Raw genomic sequence first — 18,293 nt, 5'->3', positions numbered from 1 at the left:
GGGGTTCAGCCTGTGCCTCGGCCGCCCCGGCGCGCGACTCTCATGGGGTGTCCCGACGCGCCGCCCGCATCAACGCGGCGGCCTGCCGAGGGCGCACGACGATGCGCCCAGGCTCGGCCAGGGAAACCGACGGGTTCGGAACCGGAAAAGGACGTCCGGCCCTAACGCCGTCCCCTCACCGCGGCAGCACGGTCTCCCGCCATAGCCCGCGGCAATCCATCTCGAACTCCAGGTCCACCACCGGCGGGCGGCAGAACTGCCAGGTCAGCCCGTGCCGGGCCGCGCCTCGCGCCACGATCTCCGTCGCCAGGAAGGGATGGATGTCGTGCACGGTATAGGCCTGCACCCCGGTCGTGGCCGCCCAGCCGGCGCCGAGCAGGCCCATCCGGCGCTCCATCTCCCCGAGCACCCAGCGCGCCTTGGCGAGCATCCCGGCCGGCGAGACATCGCCCAACGCCACCGTGTTGCTGCGGTAGTCGCCCTTGCCCTCCGCGGATTCGCCGCTGCCCGCCACGGCGAAGGACGGCGCGGCGCCGGCATCCGGCACGGTGAACACGAAGGCATGGAAGCAGGGCTCGGCGGGCGGGGCGATGTCCGGGCAGACATTGCTGCGGGCCACGGGGTTCCGCCCGTCGCGGAAGATGCCCCATTCCTGCAGCACGCCGCCATAGACCCTGTTGAAGGCGGCGAAACCCTCCTCGGTGAAGGGGGCGGGCGAGCGCAACTCGCAGGCGGCGAAGGCAGCCTTGGGCCGGCCCGCGGATTCCAGCACCTCGGCGATGCGGGCGAAGCCCTGCATCAGCGGCACCGGTTCGGCGAAGCGGACGCGCTCGAGCGTGAAGCCGGGCTCGGCCGCGACGCCGCCGCTGTACTGATAGACCGCCGGGATGAAGCGGAAACCGCCCTCCGGCACGCTGATGGTCCCGCTCATGCATCCCCTCCCGCTCGCACCGGGCGATGGTGCGGGGCGGGATGGGAGGCGGCAAGCCCCGGCGCGTCAGGCGGGGCGGAAGGTGATCGGCTTGGCGCCGTCCCACAGCACCGAACGGCCGACGACGGCGAGGCGATCAAGCCCCTCGCGGATGGTCAGCACATGGTTGCCGGCGAGCTGCCCGGCCTTGGAGGCGAAGCAGGTCGGGCCATAGGCGACCAGGATCTCGGTCTCGCTGACCCCGCCCGGATAGACGATGACCTGCCCGGGCGCGGGGTAGGAGGTGGCGTTCTCGAAGCCGATGCCGAGGTCGAAATCGCCCATCGGGATCCAGCAGGCCTCGCCCGACCAGCGCACATGGATGATGCGGTTGCTGTAGGGGACGAAGGTGCGGAAGCGCGCGACCGTCCTGGGCGCGTCCTTGGTCTCGTAGAAGGCCTCGAAGATCTCGCCGCCGATGTCGATGATCACGTCCGCCAAGGCTGCCGCTCCGGTTGATTGCCGTTTCCGTCTAGCGCCTGCCCGCCCGCCGGCAAACCGGTTTCCAGCGGCCCTGCGGCGGGCAGGCGCGGAGGGGCCGCACCCCTCCGCCGCGCGTCACGAGTTCGGCCCGCGCTCCATGGCATAGGGCTGCCAGCGCCGCAGCCCGGACTTCTCGAGCACGGTCGGGTTCACGCAGGACATCGGCCATTTGCCCTGCAGCGTGAGGGCGAGTTCCTGCCCCACCCGCCGCTTGCGCGCCGGATCGAAGCGCGAGGAGGCCGAGGCGTTGTGCGGCGAGAGGATGACATGCGGCATGCGGTGCAGCGGGTTGTCGGGGCGCGTCGGCTCGACCTCGAAGACATCGAGGCCCGCGCCGGCGATCCACTTCTCCTCGAGCGCCTTGATCAGCGCCGCCTCGTTCACCGTCGGCCCGCGGCCGGTGGTAATGAAGATCGCGTTGGGCTTCATCTGGCGGAAGTGGCGCTCCTTGAGGAAGCCGCGCGTCTCTGGCGTGTCGGGCAGGTGCATGGAGACGAAATCGGAGGTCGAGAGGACTTCCGACAGCGTGGCGGGCTCCACGCCGAGCGCCGAGAGCGTCAGCTCCTCCACATACGGATCATAGGCCTTCATGTGCAGCCCGAAGGCTTTGGCGCGGCGGGCGGTCGCGCGCGCGACGCGACCGAAGCCGATGAAGCCGAGCGTCTGGCCCATCAGGCGCGGGATCTTCAACAGCTGCGGACGGCCCTCCGCCCAGCGGCCCTCGCGCACCATGCGGTCCTGCTCGATGCAGCGGCGATGGGTCGCGAGCAGCAGCATCATCGCGTGGTCGGCCACCTCCTCGATGAAGGTGTCGGGGCAGTTGGTGACCGGGATGCCCTTCGCCGTTGCCGCCGCGACATCCACATAGTCCACGCCGACCGTGCCGAGCGCGATGTGGCGGCACTTCGTCAGTGCGTTGATCATCGCCGCGGTGAACTTCATGCCCTTCGCATAGACCGCATCGGCGGTCGGCGCCGCGGCGATGAAGCCTTCCTCGGTGGCGGGGCATTCGACGATCTCGGCGTCGAGTCCCTCGAGCGCCTCCATCTCGTATTCGTAGCCGCCGCCGGCGGTGGTGAAGGAGGCGCCGGCGGGCGTGAGGATCGTGTACTTCGCCAAGGGTGTCTCTCCTGGTTGCGCGCCCCTATTCCTTCACCGCGCCGGTGAGGGAGGAGACGTAGTAGTCCACGAAGAAGGAATAGAAGATCGCGACCGGCAGCGAGCCCAGCAGCGCGCCCGCCATCAGCGCGCCCCATTGGTAGACGTCGCCGGTGATGAGCTCGGTCAGGATCGCGACCGGCACCGTCTTGTTCTCGCTGCTCTGGATGAAGGCGAGGGCGTAGATGAACTCGTTCCACGACAGCGTGAAGGAGAAGATGCCGGCGCTGATCAGCCCCGGAACCGCCAGCGGCAGGGTGATCTGGCGCAGGATCTGCAGCCGCGTCGCGCCGTCGATCAGCGCGCATTCCTCGAGCTCGAAGGGGATGGACTTGAAGTATCCGATCAGCAGCCAGGTGCAGAAGGGCACGAGGAAGGTCGGATAGACCAGGATCAGCGCGAGCGGGCTGTCGAACAGCCCGAGCTGCACGATGATGGTCGCGAGCGGGATGAAGAGGATCGAGGGCGGCACGAGATAGGCGAGGTAGATCGCTAGCCCGACATACTGGCTGCCGGTGAAGCGCAGCCGCTGGATGGCATAGGCGGCGAGCGTGCTCGCGAAGAGCGAGAGGAAGGTCGCGCCCACCGCGACACCCATCGTGGTGAGCAGCCAGGAGGGATAGGCGGTCTCGAACAGCAGCTTGTGGATGTGCGCGAGGGTTGGCGAGCTGATCCAGAACGGGTTGTGCGTCTGGAAGTCGTAGAGCTCGGCGTCGGGTTTGAACGCCGTCACCGTCATCCAGTAGAACGGGAACAGCAGGATGAAGACGAAGCAGACGAGCGGCAGCCACAGCACGACGAAGCGCCGCATGCCGCTGTCCCACGAGAGCCGCTCCGGCGGCGCGGTGCGGGAGGTCGGGACCTGTTCCTCGGCGGCGGCGTCAGTCATTGGTCTCTCCCTGCTGCCACTTCCGGCGCGCGAGCGCGAAGTAGGAGAACAGCGTCGCGAAGACGAGGAACGGCACCATGGACACCGCGATCGCGGCACCCTCGCCGAGCTGGCCGCCCGGGATGCCGCGCTGGAAGGCGAGCGTCGCGAGCAGATGGGTCGAGTTCACCGGCCCGCCGCGCGTGATCGCATAGACGAGCTGGAAGTCGGTGAAGGTGAAGATGATGCTGAAGGTCATCACGATCGCGAGGATCGGCAGCAGCATCGGGAAGGTGACGTAGCGGAAGCGCTGCCAGGCTGTGGCCCCGTCCAGCATCGCCGCCTCGTAGAGCGAGGGCGAGATGGTCTGCAGACCGGCGAGCAGCGAGATCGCGACGAAGGGGATGCCGCGCCAGATATTGGCCCAGATCAGCGACCAGCGCGCGGGCCAGGCGGTGTTGATGAAGTCCACATTCGTCTCGCGCAGGCCGAGCTCGATCAGCACCCACGAGATGATCGAGAATTGCGGGTCGTAGATCCACCAGAAGGCGATCGCCGAGAGCACCGTCGGCACGATCCAGGGCAGCAGGATGATGGCGCGCAGGAAGGATTTGAAGGGCAGGTGGTTGTTGAGCAGCAGCGCCAGCCACAGACCGAGCGCGAACTTCCCGATCGTCGCGACGCCCGTGTAGAAGACGCTGAAGAAGACGGCGTTCCAGAAGATCGGGTCGCTGAACAGGAACTCGAAATTCTCGAGCCCCACGAAGACCCCGCGCTGGCCGATCGTGGTGTCGGTGAAGGCGAGCCAGACGCCGAGGCCGAGCGGATAGGTGAGGAACACCGTCAGCAGCCCGACCGCGGGCAGCAGGCACATGACGATCAGGAAGGCCTTGTTGTCGAACAGCCGGACCAGCCAGTTCTGCTCGGCTGCGCGGCGCCTCCAGGTCTCGGCGGCGGTGGCGGACATCGTGGCTCCTTCGCGGGGTGCCGGCGGCCCCTGGCGGAGCCGCCGGCGGGCAGGCGTGTCAGCGGCGGCGGAAGAAGCGCGCGGCGCGGCGTTCGGCCTCGCGCGCCGCGGCCTCGGGCGTGGCCTGGCCGGAGGCGACCGAGGCGCACATCTGCACCATGATGTAGTCCGCGTTCGCCGCGGCGGAGGCCTGGCTGATCGGCCCCTTGTAGCCGATGTAGAACTCGGTCCGCATGACGTCCTTGAAGATGCGCACCTTCGGATCGCTGTCCCAGACCGCGCTGTCCGAATAGGCCTCGAGCGGCTGCGACCAGTAGCCGAGATTGGCCTGCAGCCAGGGATCGTACTGCTCCGTCTCCATCAGGAAGGTGAGGAGCGCCTTGGCCGCGTTCGGGAAGCGGCTGTGGCGGAACACCATGGCGTTCAGCGTCAGCCCCGCCATCGGGGATTGCGTGAGCCTGCCCTTGGGCATCAGCGTGTGCTCGGTGTCGTCCGCGATGTGCCGCGTGGCCGGGTCGTTCTTCAGCGCGAAGTAGAGCGACACGCCGTTCGAGGTGAGGAACAGTTCGTTCGCCGCATAGGCGCGGTTGTTGCTGATGTCGCCCCAGGCGATGGTCCCCGGCACGAAGGTCGGATAGAGGTCCCTGAGGTAGTTCAGCGCCTCGATCGTGTTGCGGCTGTTGATGGCGACGTTGTTGTTCTCGTCCACCAGGTAGCCGCCATGCGACCAGACGAGCCAGTTCGCGAAGCCGTTGCCGTCGCCCACCGCATTGCCCAGCGCGAAGCCCGGCGGCTTGTTGTTCGCCTTCAGCTTGCGGCAGAGATCGAGGAACCCCGCATGGTCATCCGGCGGCGCCTGGTAGCCCGCCTCGTTCACCGCCGACTTGCGCCAGACCAGCGGCCCGCCGGATGCGCCGAAGGGAAGCCCGATCCAGTTGTTCGTGCCGTGCCGCTTGCCGTAGCGCTGCGCGAGGGTGAGCCAGCCACGGTACTTGGTGCCGATGTATTCGGCGATGTCGGTCAGTTCCACGAGCTTGTCCGCATAGATGTGCGGCGCCTCGTTGAAGCCGATGATCAGGTCGGGGCCGGCGCCCGTGTTGGCGGTGACGGCGGTCTGCTGGGTGATGTCCTCCCAGCCCACGAAGTCCACCCGCACCTGTACGCCGGTCTGCTGGGTGAAGCGGGCGCAGTTCGCGCGGAACACCTCCTCGTCCGGCTGGACGAAGCGCACCGGGCGGAGCATGCGCAAGCTGGCGCCGTTCTCGATCGGCAGGTTCGGCGGGCTCGCCGGCGCGGTCCGGATGCGGGACTGGGCGAAGGCCTGCCCGCCCGCGCCCAATGCGGCAAGCCCGGCGCCGGCGCCGAGGATGCTGCGTCGAGTGATGATGTTGGCCATGTCTCTCTCCCTTCCAGGTCCTGTCGTTGTCAGATCCGCTGCCCTGTCTTCTTGTCGAACAGGTGGACCAGCGAGATGTCGGGGCTGACCGGCAGCGCCGCGCCGGGCCCTTCCGCGATGCGCTCACGGAACGCGCCGAGCACCGAGGTCTCCCCGATGCGGAGCAGCACCTGGGTCTCCGAGCCGGTGGGCTCGACGACCTGGATGGTCGCGGCGATGCCTTCGGGGTCGAGGCGCAGATGCTCCGGCCGGATGCCGTAGATCACCTCCCCGGAGGCTGGCGCGCCGGGCGGCAGCGGCCAGCGCACGCCGCCGGGGCCGTGGAAGGCGCCGTCGGCGATGTGGCCCTCGAGCATGTTCATCGCCGGCGAGCCGATGAAGCCCGCGACGAAGGTGTTGGCCGGACGGTCGTAGAGTTCGAGGGGCGCGCCGGACTGCTCGATGCGGCCGTGGTTCATCACCACGATCAGGTCGGCCATGGTCATGGCCTCGATCTGGTCGTGCGTGACATAGACCGTGGTGACCTTGAGGCGCTGATGCAGCTCCTTGATCTCGGAGCGCATCTGCACGCGCAGCTTGGCGTCGAGGTTCGACAGCGGCTCGTCGAAGAGGAACACCTGCGGGTTGCGCACGATGGCCCGGCCCATCGCAACACGCTGCCGCTGCCCGCCCGAGAGCTGCCGCGGGAAACGGTGCAGGAGCTGCTCGAGCCCGAGGATCTTCGCGGCCTTCTGCACCTCCCGCTCCATCACCTCGCGCGGGGCCCCTGCGAGCTTCATGGAGAAGGCCATGTTCTGGAACACGGTCATGTGCGGATAGAGCGCGTAGTTCTGGAACACCATCGCGATGTCGCGGTCCTTCGGCGGGACGTTGTTCACCACCCGCCCGCCGATCGCGATCTCCCCGCCCGTGATGTTCTCGAGGCCTGCCAGCATGCGCAGCAGCGTGGACTTGCCGCAGCCCGACGGCCCGACCAGGACGACGAACTGGCCGTCCTCGATCGACACGCTCACCCCGTGCAGCACCTTCGTGCTGCCGAACGCCTTCCGCACATCGCGGATATCGACCGTCGCCATTCAGCCTCCCGTGTGGCGGCGCGAGCGCGCCGCGCGCCCTCCCCGCCTCAGAGGCGGGAGACGGCGGTTTCCTTGGACGTGATGAATTCCAGCAGGGCTGGCGTCCCGTTGCGCGTCTGCTCGATGCCGCGCCGGATCGCCGGAATGATGTCCGCGACTTTCGTCACCCGCTCGCCATAGCCGCCGAAGGCGCGCGCCATTGCCGCATAGTCGCCGGAGATGTCGGTCGAGCGGTACTTCTCCGTGCTGACCGGCATGACCTTCAGCTCGATCGCCATGGAGAAGTTGTTCAGCAGGATGGAGAGGATCGGGATGCGCTCGCGCACCGCGGTCTCGAAGTCCATGCCGGTGAAGCCGATCGCCGCATCGCCCCAGACATTGATGCAGAGCTTGTCCGGCGCCGCGAGCTTCGCCCCCATCGCGAGGCCAAGCCCGTAGCCGAGCTGCGTCGTCTTGCCCCAGCCCAGATAGGAGAGCGGCGTGCGCGCCACCCAGAAGGGCGAAAGCTGGTCGCGCGGGCTGCCCGCGTCATGGGTGATGATGGTGTTGTCCACATCCACCGTGCGCCACAGGTCGCGCAGGACGCGGTAGGGGTTGAGCGGCTCCTCCTCGCTGTCCGTCTTGGCCGCCCAGGCGGCGAGCCATTCGGCGCGGTGCTGCTGGATCTCCCGCGCGACCGGCCCGGGGTCACGCTTCTCCTTCACGCGCCCGGCGAGTTCCGCGAGCAGCGCATCGAGCGTCAGCGCCGCATCGCCCACCAGGCCGATCTCGCAGGCGATGTCCTTGTTCAGGTGATCCGGGTCGAGCGTGGCGTGGATGATCTTCTTCCCCGACGGCATCCTCACGCCGAAATTGGTCTCGGTGAAGGAGCAGCCGATGCCGAGGATGAGATCGGCATTGTCGAGGAAGTGCCGCACCGGCTTCGGGATGGCGAGGCCGCCGGAGCCGAGCGCGAGCGGATGGTCCTCGGGGAAGGACGACTTGCCGCCGAGGCTCGTCGTCACCGGCGCGGCCAGCAGTTCCGCCAGCGCGCGCAACTGCGGCCAGGCCCGTGCCCAGTGCACGCCCGTCCCGGCGTAGATCACGGGCCGCTTCGCCGCCGCGAGCGCCTCGGCCGCGCGCGCGACATCGGCCGGATCGGGGCCGTAGCGCGTCGCGATCACCGGCGTGTAGGCGAGCGGCTCAGGAACCTCCTCGTTCCACATGTCGGTCGGGATCTCGACAAGGACCGGGCCGCCGCGGCCGTTCCTCAGCCGCGTGAAGGCGCGGCGCAGGATGTTCGGCACCTCGGCCGCCGACATGATCGGCTCGGCGGATTTGGTGATGCCGCGCATCTGCACCGAGGAATTGAAGTTCGGGTCGATATGCGCGAGGCGCCGCGGATAGCCCATCGGCAGCACCAGCACCGGCACGCTCTCGCCATAGCATTGCGCGACGCCGCCATAGGCGTTCTCGGAGCCCGGCCCGTGCTGCATGCAGAAGGCGCCGATGGTCCGCCCCGAGGTGACGCGGCTGATCGCGTCGGCCATGTGCAGGCCAATCCGCTCCTGCCGCACCATGATGGGCCGGATGTCGATAGCCGCGGCGAACTCGATCAGGTGATTGACCGGGTATCCGGTGAGGATCGAGATGCCCTCACGCTTCATGATCTCGGCGATCGCGGCGCCAAGCTTCATCGTGCCGTTTCCTCACATCCTCGGCACACTCGTGGCGCCGTCTGCTATGGCAGCCTAGACACCGCCGGAGCCAGGCCGCAACCCCCCTCCGGCCGTGCAGGCTTTGCGGAGTTAAGACCACCGCGCATCGGGCGTGCGATGCGCGAGGCCGAAGCCGGGGTGCTGGCGCGCGCCGCACAATCGTCTAGCCTGCGGTGACGGCAACGACCGTGGAGGGGAGGCAGCGCCCGAATGCATCTGTCCGACCGTATGACAGGCACGATCCTGATGATGCTGGGCGTGCTCGCATTCTGGGGCGGATCGCGCCTGCCGGCCGTGCCGGGCCAGGATGTCGGCCCCGCCGCCTTCCCAATGGTGATCGGCGGCGGGCTCGTGCTGTGCGGCGCACTGATCGCGATCGGCATCGGCCGCAGCTTCGAGGCGCCGGAGGAGGCACCGGCCGAGGCCCCGCCCGGCCTCGCCGCGCGCATCGGCGGCCTCGCGGCCTTCCTGCCTCCGGTGCTGCTCATCTTCTACGTGCTCGTCGCCGAACGGCTCGGCTTCCTGCCCACCGCGGCGATCATCCTGCTCGCCGCCGCGCTCGCCCTCGGCGCGGGCTGGCGGCTCGCGCTCGGCCTCGCGCTCGCCGGGCCGCTCGCGGTCCATCTCGTCTTCTACAAGCTCCTGCGGGTGCCGCTGCCCGCGGGCGTGCTGCCGGCGCCGTGGTGAGCCGATGAACGCGGTGCTCGAAGCCTTCGGGATGGTCGCGACCACGGAGGTCGCGATCGCCATCCTCGCCTCCGCCGCCTACGGCATGGTCATCGGCGCCCTGCCGGGGCTGACCGCCACCATGGCGACGGCGCTGCTCGTCCCCGTCACCTTCTATCTCTCGCCCATCGCGGCGATCGCGACCATCATCACCGCCTCGGCGATGGCGATCTTCTCGGGCGACATCCCGGGCGCGCTGATGCGCATCCCCGGCACGCCCGCCTCGGCGGCCTATACCGACGAGGCCTATGCGCTGACGCGCAAGGGGCAGGCGGAGATCGCGCTCGGCGCCTCGCTGTGGTTCAGCGCGCTGGGCGGCATCTTCGGCACGGTGGCGCTGATGATCATGGCGCCCGCGCTGGCGGAGATGGCGCTCTCCTTCTCGACCTTCGAGTATTTCTGGCTCTCCTTCCTCGGCCTGATGTGCGCGACGCTGGTCGCGCGCTCCTCCCCCATCAAGGCGATCGCCGCGGCGCTGCTCGGGCTCCTCGTCACCTGCATCGGCATCGAGAATCCGGGCGGCGTGCCGCGCTTCACCTTCGGCTTCACGGACCTGCTCGGCGGGATCGAGGTGCTGCCCGCCCTGGTCGGCGTCTTCGCCGTCAGCGAGATCATGCGCGCGATGACCGCGGCCCCGCCGCCGCCCATCCCGCACCGGCCGCTGGGCTCGATCCTCGGCGGGCAATGGGCGCTGACGCGGCGCTACCAGAAGCAGATGTGGCGCGGCAACGTGGTGGGCGTGCTCGTCGGCGCCCTGCCCGGGGCGGGGGCGGACATGGCCGCCTGGATCGCCTATGCGAACTCCAAGCGATTCTCGAAGGAGCCGGAGAAGTTCGGCACCGGCCACCCCGAGGGCCTCGTGGAATCCGGGGCGGCGAACAATTCCGCGCTCGCCGGCGGATGGGTGCCGGCGACGCTGTTCGGCATCCCCGGCGACACCATCACCGCGATCGCGATCGGCGTGCTCTACATGAAGGGGCTGAACCCCGGCCCCACGCTGTTCACCGAGAAGGCGAGCAGCATGTACGCGCTCTACATGGTGTTCATCATCGCCAACATCCTGATGATCCCGCTCGGCATCATGATGATCCGCGCCTCGCGGCACGTGCTGCGCGCCCCGCGCGCGGCGGCGATGCCGATGATCCTGCTGCTCTGCGCCGTCGGCGCCTTCGCCATCGGCAACAACCCCTTCGCGATCGTGCTTGTCGCGGTGTTCGGGGTGATCGGCTACGTGATGGAGCGCAACGGCTTTCCCGTCGCGGCCATGGTGCTCGGGATCGTGATGGGCACCATGGTGGAGCAGAACTTCGTCACCTCGCTCATCAAGTCGGATGGCGACCTGCTGCCCTTCTTCGAGCGCCCGGTCTCCTCGGTGCTGGCCGCGATGACGGTCGCGGCGCTGCTCTGGCCGGCCTTCGTCTGGCTGCTGCGCCGCTTGCGGCGGCCGGTTCCCGCTTGATAGCGTCCCGTCCATCGCAAGGAGGAAACGAACCATGACCCTGCTCTCCCGCCGCGGCGCGCTCGCCGCCGGAGCCCTCGCGGGCATCGCGCCGCTCGCGCGGCCTGCGCTCGGCCAGGGCCGCTACCCCAACCGCCCGGTGCAGGTCATCGTGCCCTGGGGCGCGGGCGGCGGCACCGACGCCACCGCGCGCATCGTCGCCGCGGTGCTCGAGAAGGAGATGGGCCAGCCCTTCAACGTCGTGAACCGCACCGGCGGCTCGGGCGTGGTCGGCCACAGCGCGATCGCGCAGGCCGCGCCCGACGGCTACACGATCGGCATGATCACGGTCGAGATCTGCATGATGCACTGGCAGGGCCTCACGCAGCTCACGCGCAACTCCTACACGCCGCTCGCGCTGATGAACGAGGATCCGCCCGGCGTGCAGGTGAACGCGAACTCCCCGCACCGCGACATCAAGTCGCTCGCCGATGCGATCAAGGCGGCACCGGCCGGGCGGCTCAAGGCCTCGGGCACCGGCCAAGGCGGCATCTGGCACCTCGCGCTCGCCGGCTGGCTGGGTGCCATGGGGCTGCGCGCGGACCATGTGCGCTGGGTGCCCTCGAACGGCGCGGCGCCGGCCATGCAGGACCTCGCGGCGGGCGGCGTGGACCTGGTGACCTGCTCGGTGCCCGAGGCGCGCGCGATCATCGAGGCGGGGCGGGCGCGCTCGCTCGCGGTGATGGCGCCGCAGCGCAACCCGCAATTCCCCGACGTGCCCACGCTGAAGGAGAGCATCGGCGTGGATTACAGCGTTGGCGCCTGGCGCGGCATGGCCGGCCCGCTGAACATGCCGGCCGAGATCGCGCAGGCGCTGACCGCAGCACTCCAGAAGGTCTGGAACAGTCAGGAGTTCAAGGACTTCATGAACGCCCGCGGCTTCGGGATGATCTGGGGCGATGCCCAGGGCCTTGCGGCGCACATGGAACGCACCGATGGCACGCTGGGCGCCGCGATGCGCGCTGCGGGCCTCGTGCGCGGCTGAGGCGAAGCGCGGCGCCGGGTCCATCCGGCGCCGCACGTGCCGTCAGGGCGTGAAGGACACGCCCTTCTCGGGGACCACGACGCGCGCGGTGCCGCCATCCATCGCCGCCACGAAGCCCGAGGCATCGGGCAGCAGCAGCCCGAAGGTCGCGTAGTGGCAGGGGATCGCCACCCGCACCGAGGGCAGGAACCGCTTCACCGCGATCGCCGCCGCGCGCGGACCCATGGTGAAGCGGTCGCCCACCGGCACCATCGCGACCTGCGGGCGATACAGCTCGTCGATCAGCGCCATGTCCGAGAAGATGTCGGTGTCGCCCATGTGGTAGACGACGGGCTCGGCCTTGTCCTTCGGCGTGACGACGATGCCGTTGGGCAGGCCGAGGCAGTGGGAGATGCCGTTCTCGTCCTGCTCGACCGAGGAATGCAGCGCCTGGGTGAGCGAGACGGTGAACTCGCCCTGGTCCGTCGTGCCGCCTGTGTTCATCGGGTCGAGCGCGGCCACGCCCTTGCGCCCGAGATGCATCGCGAGGTCGTAGTTGGTGACGAGCTTCGCGCCGGTGCGCTTGCAGATGGCGACCGTGTCGCCGATGTGGTCGCCGTGCCCGTGCGTGAGCAGCACGTGAGTGGCCCCCGCGCTCGCCGCCTCGGCATCGCCGGAGAAGGCGGGGTTGCCGCTCAGGAACGGGTCGATCATCACGACCGAGGAGCCGAACTCCAGCCGGAAGGCCGAATGGCCGAACCAGGTGATCTTCATCGCGGCGTCTCCGTCTCTCAGGGGAAGGTCATGCGGATGGTGTCGGCGATCAGGGCGGGCTTGTCCTTGCCCTCGATCTCCATGGTCTGGCGCACGACGATGCGGTGCGTGCCGTTCGCGCCGTCGTCCACCGCCACCAGCGCCTGGCGCAGCCGCACGCGGTCCCCGGCCTGGACGGGGTTGATGATGCGCACCTTGTCCGATCCGTAGTTCAGCGTGCGCGACGGCCAGGTGACCTTGTAGACGCCCGCGCCGAGCTTCGGCAGCAGCGAGAGCAGCAGGTAGCCATGCGCGATGGTCTTGCCGCCGGGCATCTCGCGCTTCGCGCGCTCGACATCCACATGGATCCACTGGTGGTCGCCGGTGACGTCGGCGAAGCGGTCGATCATCTCCTGCGTCACCTCGAGCCACTCGCCGACGCCGAGTTCCTGCCCGACCAGCGCCTTCAGCGCCTCGGGGGTTTCCACCACGCGCATGCGTTCCTCCGTCCTGTGCGGGGCGGAGTGTCGGGGCAGGGCGCGCCCCGATCAAGCCCGCGGCCTTGCGCCGGCGCGCAAGGCGCCTAGCGTGGCGCCATGGCCCTCCTCCCCGGCACGCCGCGCTTCACCGCCGCCATGGTCGCCGCGCAGGTGCTGACGCAGATGGGCGCCTTCACCCTGCCCGCCCTGCTGCCCGGCTACATGGCGCGCTGGTCGCTCTCGGGCACCGAGGCCGGCTGGCTGATCGGAATCTTCTTCGCCGCCTATGTGCCGGCGGTGCCGGTGCTACTCGCGCTGACCGACCGCGTGCCGGCGCGGCGCATCTACCTGCTCGGCACCGGCGCAACGGCGCTCGCCCATCTCGGCTTCGGCCTATTCGCCGAGGGGTTCTGGTCGGCCCTCGCCTTCCGCGCGCTGGCGGGCATCGGCTGGGCCGGCGCCTACATGCCGGGGCTGAAGGCGATCGCCGATCCGCTGAGCGGTGCCGCCCAGGCGCGCGCGGTCTCCTGGCATGCGGCCGGCGTCGGGATCGCGGGCGCGCTCTCCTTCGCCGTGGCGGGCGCGACGGCCGCCCTCGCCACGGCCGAGGCGGCCTTCATCCTGGGCGGGGCGCTCGCGGCCTGCGCCTTCCTGATTGCCCTGCTGGTCCTGCCGGAAACGAGGCCGCCCGCGCGCCCAGGGTCCGCGCGCCTGCTCGATTTCAGGCCGGTGCTCGCGAACCGCCGCGCCATGGCCTGGATCGCCGGCTATTGCGTGCACACGCTCGAGATGGCGGTGCTGCGCGCCTGGGCGGTGGCCTTCCTCGCCGCCGCCTTCGCCGTCAGCGCGCCTCCCGCCTGGCTGCCGGGGCCGACGGTGCTCTTCACCCTGGCGGGGCTGCTCGGCATCGCCGTCTCGCTTGCGGGCAACGAGGCATCCCTGCGCTTCGGGCGCGCGCGCATCGTCGGCATCGCGATGCTCGGCGGCGCGGCGCTCTCGGCGGTGACGGGCTTCGCCGCCGGCGCCGCGCCGCTGCTCGCGCTCGCGCTGGTGCTTGCGTGGAATGCGGCGATCTACCTCGATTCCTCCGCGCTCACGGCGGGCACGGTGCAGGCCGCCGATCCCGCGCTGCGCGGCGCGACCATGGGCCTGCATTCCATGGCCGGCTATGCGGGCGGCTTCGCGGGGCCGCTGCTGTGCGGCGTCGTGCTCGACCTCGCGGGCGGCGAGGGCGCGCTCGCCTGGGGCCTCGCCTTCGGGCATGTCGCGCTGATCACCCTCGCGGGCTTCGCGGTGCTCCGCCGGCTGGAACGGGGGGCCTGAGGTCAGCCGGCCATCGCGATGCCGAGGAAGGCCACCCCCGCCGCCACGCCGGCGAGGCCCGTCGCGCGGCGCAGCGCCACGCCGTGCCCGGCGGCCGCGACGCGGCGCGCCGCCAGCATCGCCGCGAGCCCGATCGCCGCCTGGGTCAGCGCGAGGCCCGCGAGATAGGCCACGAGCGGCCCCTGCTCCGCCCCGATGATCGCCTCGGCGAAGGCATGGCCGTGGAACAGCCCGGCGAGTGCGAAGCCCACCGACAGCAGCGCGCCCGCCGCACCGGCGAGCAGCGCCGCGCCGGCCAGCACCAGGCTCGCCGCCACCAGCATCTCGACCGGGCCGAGCCCGATCCCCGCGACATGCAGGAGGCTGCCGGCGAAGCCGCCGGCCACGAAGGCGAGCACGGCGCGCGCCCCGCGCGCGGGCGGCAGCGCGGCGGCCAGCACGCCCGCGACCAGCAGGAAGGCGAGATGATCGAGGCCGATGACCGGATGCCCGACGCCCGAGGCCAGCCCTTCCCACAGCGTCGAAGGCACCGCCCCGCCCATCGGGTGATGCGCGAGGGCGGGCAGCGGCAGCAGGGCGAGCAGGGCAGCGAGGCGCGTCATGGTCGTCTCCTTCTCGGCGGCCATGGTCGCAGCGCCGGGGCGGACCTGCAAGGCTGGCAGCGGCGCGCTACATGCTGTCCCGATGCTGGAGCTGGAACCCGTCATCCGCCTCTCCGTCTTCGCCGTCGTGCTGGTCGCGATGGCGCTGCTCGAACGCGGCTTCCCGCGGCGGCCGCAGCGCCTGTCCTGGCGGCGCTGGCCGTCCAATCTCGGGCTGGTGGCGCTGTCCTCGGGGCTGCTGCGGCTGCTCGCGCCGGCCGGCGCGGTCGGCGTGGCGCTGTGGGCGGAATCGCGCGGGCTCGGCCTGTTCCCCGCGCTCGGGCTGCCCTTCTGGGTGGCCGCGCCGCTCGCCGTCGTGCTGCTCGACCTGCTGATCTACGCCCAGCATCGCGTCTTCCACGCCGTGCCGCTGCTGTGGCGGCTGCATCGCGTGCACCATGCGGACCCCGAGCTCGATGCGAGTTCCGGGCTGCGCTTCCATCCCGTCGAGATCCTGCTCTCGCTCGGCATCAAGGCGGCCGCCGTGGTCGCGCTCGGCGCGCCGCCCGAGGCGGTGCTCGCCTTCGAGGTGCTGCTCAACGCCACCTCGATGTTCAACCACGCCAATGTCGCCATCCCGGGCTGGCTCGACCGTCCCCTGCGCTGGGTGCTGGTCACGCCCGACATGCACCGCATCCACCATTCCGAGATCCGCGAGGAGACGGACAGCGATTTCGGCTTCTGCCTCTCCTGGTGGGACCGGCTCTTCGGCACCTATCGCGCGGAGCCGCGGCTCGGGCAGCTCGGCATGGTGATCGGGGTCGAGGGCTGGCGCGAGGATGCCGAGCAGCGGCTCGACCGCCTGCTCGCGCAGCCCTTCCGGCGCGGCGGCTAGATCGGGCAGGCCCCCGCCTCGCATTGCAGGCGGGCGAGGTCCACCGCCTCCCCGAGGCCGGGGTCGCGGATGGCGGCGAGGATGGCCGCGAAGCGCTCCGGCGGGATCTCCTCCTCGGGCAGGTATTCGTAGCCGAGGTCGCGATCGGGCCGGCTCGGCAGCACGGCGCAGCAGCGCAGGCGCGGCTGGTTGGCCCGCAGCAGCGCCCGGAACGCCTCGAGGTCCACGCGGTCGGTCGCGATCTTCAGCGTGTAGGAGACCTGGTTGCCGCGCGCCTCGCCGATCCAGTGGCGCTCCAGCAGCATCAGCCAGCGATACTGCTCGGCGGGGCTCGCCTCGGGGGCCACCACCAGCCGCTCGCCGATGCCCAGGCGCTGGATCAGCGGCAGGGTCGGGAAGCCGACGATCGCGACACCGGGGAAGGTCTCGAGCGCGCGCACCGGATAGCCGCGCGCGGCATAGTCGGCGAGCAGCGGGTCGCCATCCGGCCCGCTGCGGAACTGCACCCAGCGCAGGTATTGCCGCCGCGCCGGCAGGTGCGCGCCCTCGGTCAGGCCGAACAGCTTGCTCGTGGTGCCGGCGGGTTTGATGGTGGTGACCGTCGCCGGCTCCACCATGCCGAGGGCGCGCGCATAGTCGCTCGCCTCCTGCTTCGCCACGGCCGAGAGATGCGCGAGCGCCTCCCAGAAGGGCCTCGCCCGCGCCTCGTCGAGCAGGTCCCGGAAGCCGAGGCCGAACCGCGCCCAGGCCCATTCGTGCAGCCCGGTCGGCCCGATGCCGATGCGGTTGGTCCGCGCGACCTCCTGCCCGTAGAGCGCGTCCATCCGGTTGACGCGGATGAGGAAGCGCACGCCGAGGCGCACCGCATCCTCGACGCGCGCATCCCAGGCGGCCGCCACCTCCCCCGGGATCGCGCCCGGGCGCAGCGCCTCGAGCGGCACCGGGCAGGCGAGCAGCGGCGCGAAATCGGCGATGACGCAGTAGCCGCCGGTGACATGCAGCACCACCTCGCCGCAGGGGTTGGTCGTGACGGGGAAGCGCGTGGTCGCGGCGCGGCGGGCGACCTCGGCGAGCAGCGGCGCGCCGTCCTCGATGCGGTAGCGGCCGGAGCCGGTCTCGGCGGTCGCCGGCTTGGCGCGGGCGAAGCCGGTGCGCGCATCCTCCAGCCGGTCGCCGTTGATGAAGCCGGGCTCGCCATTGACATAGGCGCAGGCGGTCGCCGCGGCGAAGAGCGCGCGGGCGTGGCGCGTCAGCGGTTCCGACTCGTCGGCGCCGGGCTCGAGCCGCGCCCAGAACTCCGCATCCACCATCAGCGAATGGTTGGCGGTCCAGAGGCCGCCCTCGGCCTTGAGCCGGACGAATCGCAGCGCGCCCGGGTCGCGCCAGGATTTCGTCGCCATGCGCGCCGCCCGGCGCGCGCCGCCGACCTGCACCTCGGTGGAGAGGATGTGGTCGGCGCGCAGCGCCTGTTCCCAGGGGCGCATCGCCTCGCCCTGCGGGTCGCGGTCGCGCGCCGCCTCGATCACCTCGCGCCGCAGCGCGATGAAGGCGCGCAGCAGCGACAGCGGGCCCGAGGCCGGCCGCCCCTGCATGCCGCGGATCGGCGCGCCGAGCGGCCGCACGGCCGAAAGGTCGAGCAGCAGCGGCCGCCCGCGCTCGCGCCGGAAGGCCATGGCCTCCAGGATCTCGACCGCCTTGGCCCAGCCCTCGCGCGTGTCGGCGACGCGGTGCCGAACCGTGCCGGGCGGCAGGCGCGCGAGGCCGTGCACCAGCTCGCGCGCGAGGAAGGCGCGGACATCGGCCTCCTCCGCCTCGCCGAAGGCGTCGGGGCCCATCCCCCAGCGCAGCAGGCCGAACTCCACGCCGAAGCGGTGCAGGCCGGCGCGGTCCTTGGGCCAGTCGGGGTGGCTCGGGGAGAGGTGCAGCAGCAGATCGGGCGCCTCCGCCCAGTCCACCGGGCAGAGGTCGTCGTCATAGGCCCGGCCGACGCCCGCGCCGTTGAGCAGGAGGTAGAACTTGGTGAAGCTCGCGCAGGCGGTCGCGCAGTTGGTGAACACCTCCATGTTCCGTGCGGCCTGCCCGGCGTCGCCATGCTGGAGGTGGCGGCCCGAGGTGATCAGCGCGCCGGTGGCGATGGCGTTGCGCAGCCGGGCCTGCTCGCGGCGCTCCGCCTCGCCGGCGGGACGGCCGAGCAGGGACATGTTGCCCGCCGCGACTCGGTCTGCGACGCGGCCGAAATCCTCCCCGTCCTCGGGCCGGAGGATGGTGCGGCGGGCGACCGCGAGGCCCATGCCCGGATCGAAGGCGCGGGGCGCGGCCGGCGCCTCGCCGAAGGAGGCGCCGGGCGGGTCGGGGCAGGTCGGCGGACCGTCCATGCGGCGCATCCCCCATCACGCGCCACATCATATGGGGATCGCGGCGGCGGATGCACCCCAGATGCCGGGGCCGCGGTCCCCGCC

The 18,293-nt window shown here is 70.8% G+C and carries 17 protein-coding genes; 5 read left to right on the top strand and 12 right to left on the bottom strand.

All coding sequences use genetic code 11. The features are described 5' to 3' along the window. Positions 1-175: 175 nt before the first annotated feature. The 8 genes from cnbZ to FHS88_RS04265 all read right to left on the bottom strand — a co-directional run bounded on the left by cnbZ (position 176) and on the right by FHS88_RS04265 (position 8,594). A complete protein-coding gene (gene cnbZ, locus FHS88_RS04300) occupies positions 176-931 on the bottom strand; it encodes a 2-amino-5-chloromuconate deaminase CnbZ (protein ID WP_184481672.1) in 756 nt (251 codons plus the stop codon). 66 nt (positions 932-997) lie between these two features. After that, a complete protein-coding gene (locus FHS88_RS04295) occupies positions 998-1,402 on the bottom strand; it encodes a DUF3830 family protein (protein WP_338146433.1) in 405 nt (134 codons plus the stop codon). A gap of 126 nt (positions 1,403-1,528) precedes the next feature. Then, positions 1,529-2,572, bottom strand: coding sequence for a C-terminal binding protein (locus FHS88_RS04290; protein ID WP_184481668.1), 1,044 nt, complete (start codon positions 2,570-2,572; stop codon positions 1,529-1,531). Positions 2,573-2,597: 25 nt separating this feature from the next. Further along, the gene (locus FHS88_RS04285) at positions 2,598-3,500 is read right to left on the bottom strand and encodes a carbohydrate ABC transporter permease (RefSeq protein ID WP_184481666.1); all 903 of its coding nucleotides are present in this window, start codon (positions 3,498-3,500) and stop codon (positions 2,598-2,600) included. Beyond that, the gene (locus FHS88_RS04280; protein ID WP_184481664.1) at positions 3,493-4,446 is read right to left on the bottom strand and encodes a carbohydrate ABC transporter permease; all 954 of its coding nucleotides are present in this window, start codon (positions 4,444-4,446) and stop codon (positions 3,493-3,495) included. Before FHS88_RS04280 ends, FHS88_RS04285 begins: the two co-directional genes overlap by 8 nt. Positions 4,447-4,504: 58 nt before the next feature. After that, complete coding sequence (locus tag FHS88_RS04275) at positions 4,505-5,842, bottom strand: ABC transporter substrate-binding protein (protein WP_184481662.1); 1,338 nt, start codon at positions 5,840-5,842, stop codon at positions 4,505-4,507. 29 nt (positions 5,843-5,871) lie between these two features. Beyond that, positions 5,872-6,918, bottom strand: a complete 1,047-nt coding sequence (locus FHS88_RS04270) for an ABC transporter ATP-binding protein (protein ID WP_184481660.1) — start codon at positions 6,916-6,918, stop codon at positions 5,872-5,874. A 47-nt stretch (positions 6,919-6,965) separates the two neighbouring features. Continuing rightward, entirely contained in the window at positions 6,966-8,594 is a 1,629-nt protein-coding gene (locus FHS88_RS04265) for a thiamine pyrophosphate-requiring protein (RefSeq protein ID WP_184481658.1), read from the bottom strand. 249 nt (positions 8,595-8,843) lie between these two features. Here FHS88_RS04265 and FHS88_RS04260 point away from each other — a divergent pair, with 249 nt between their 5' ends. From FHS88_RS04260 to FHS88_RS04250, 3 genes are read left to right on the top strand one after another with little or no spacing between them, the layout of a single operon-like run. Next, positions 8,844-9,302, top strand: a complete 459-nt coding sequence (locus FHS88_RS04260; protein WP_211842298.1) for a tripartite tricarboxylate transporter TctB family protein — start codon at positions 8,844-8,846, stop codon at positions 9,300-9,302. A gap of 4 nt (positions 9,303-9,306) precedes the next feature. After that, complete coding sequence (locus FHS88_RS04255; RefSeq protein WP_184481654.1) at positions 9,307-10,800, top strand: tripartite tricarboxylate transporter permease; 1,494 nt, start codon at positions 9,307-9,309, stop codon at positions 10,798-10,800. Between the two features lie 34 nt (positions 10,801-10,834). Then, complete coding sequence (locus tag FHS88_RS04250; protein WP_184481652.1) at positions 10,835-11,824, top strand: tripartite tricarboxylate transporter substrate binding protein; 990 nt, start codon at positions 10,835-10,837, stop codon at positions 11,822-11,824. A gap of 42 nt (positions 11,825-11,866) precedes the next feature. On the opposite strand, the gene FHS88_RS04245 is transcribed toward FHS88_RS04250, so the two are convergent. Both FHS88_RS04245 and FHS88_RS04240 read right to left on the bottom strand, forming a co-directional pair. Continuing rightward, a complete protein-coding gene (locus FHS88_RS04245) occupies positions 11,867-12,577 on the bottom strand; it encodes a metal-dependent hydrolase (protein ID WP_184481650.1) in 711 nt (236 codons plus the stop codon). Between the two features lie 17 nt (positions 12,578-12,594). Beyond that, positions 12,595-13,053 carry a MaoC family dehydratase gene (locus FHS88_RS04240; RefSeq protein ID WP_184481648.1) on the bottom strand — a complete coding sequence of 153 codons (459 nt, stop codon included), beginning with the start codon at positions 13,051-13,053 and terminating at the stop codon, positions 12,595-12,597. Between the two features lie 99 nt (positions 13,054-13,152). Here FHS88_RS04240 and FHS88_RS04235 point away from each other — a divergent pair, with 99 nt between their 5' ends. Continuing rightward, complete coding sequence (locus FHS88_RS04235) at positions 13,153-14,358, top strand: MFS transporter (RefSeq protein WP_184481646.1); 1,206 nt, start codon at positions 13,153-13,155, stop codon at positions 14,356-14,358. Positions 14,359-14,360: 2 nt separating this feature from the next. Here the strand turns inward: FHS88_RS04235 and FHS88_RS04230 are convergent, their stop codons facing one another. Then, positions 14,361-14,984, bottom strand: a complete 624-nt coding sequence (locus FHS88_RS04230) for a HupE/UreJ family protein (protein ID WP_184481644.1) — start codon at positions 14,982-14,984, stop codon at positions 14,361-14,363. Positions 14,985-15,042: 58 nt separating this feature from the next. Here FHS88_RS04230 and FHS88_RS04225 point away from each other — a divergent pair, with 58 nt between their 5' ends. Then, a complete protein-coding gene (locus tag FHS88_RS04225; protein ID WP_184481642.1) occupies positions 15,043-15,834 on the top strand; it encodes a sterol desaturase family protein in 792 nt (263 codons plus the stop codon). On the opposite strand, the gene FHS88_RS04220 is transcribed toward FHS88_RS04225, so the two are convergent. Then, positions 15,831-18,218 (bottom strand): recombinase, encoded by a 2,388-nt coding sequence (locus tag FHS88_RS04220; protein WP_408902325.1) that lies wholly within the window; start codon positions 18,216-18,218, stop codon positions 15,831-15,833. The two genes, FHS88_RS04225 and FHS88_RS04220, sit on opposite strands and share 4 nt — an antisense overlap. Positions 18,219-18,293: the final 75 nt, after the last annotated feature.

It is taken from the genome of Neoroseomonas alkaliterrae (assembly GCF_014199195.1).
In the GTDB taxonomy this organism is placed as follows: domain Bacteria; phylum Pseudomonadota; class Alphaproteobacteria; order Acetobacterales; family Acetobacteraceae; genus Neoroseomonas; species Neoroseomonas alkaliterrae.
This window is presented reverse-complemented; position numbering and strand designations above follow the sequence as displayed.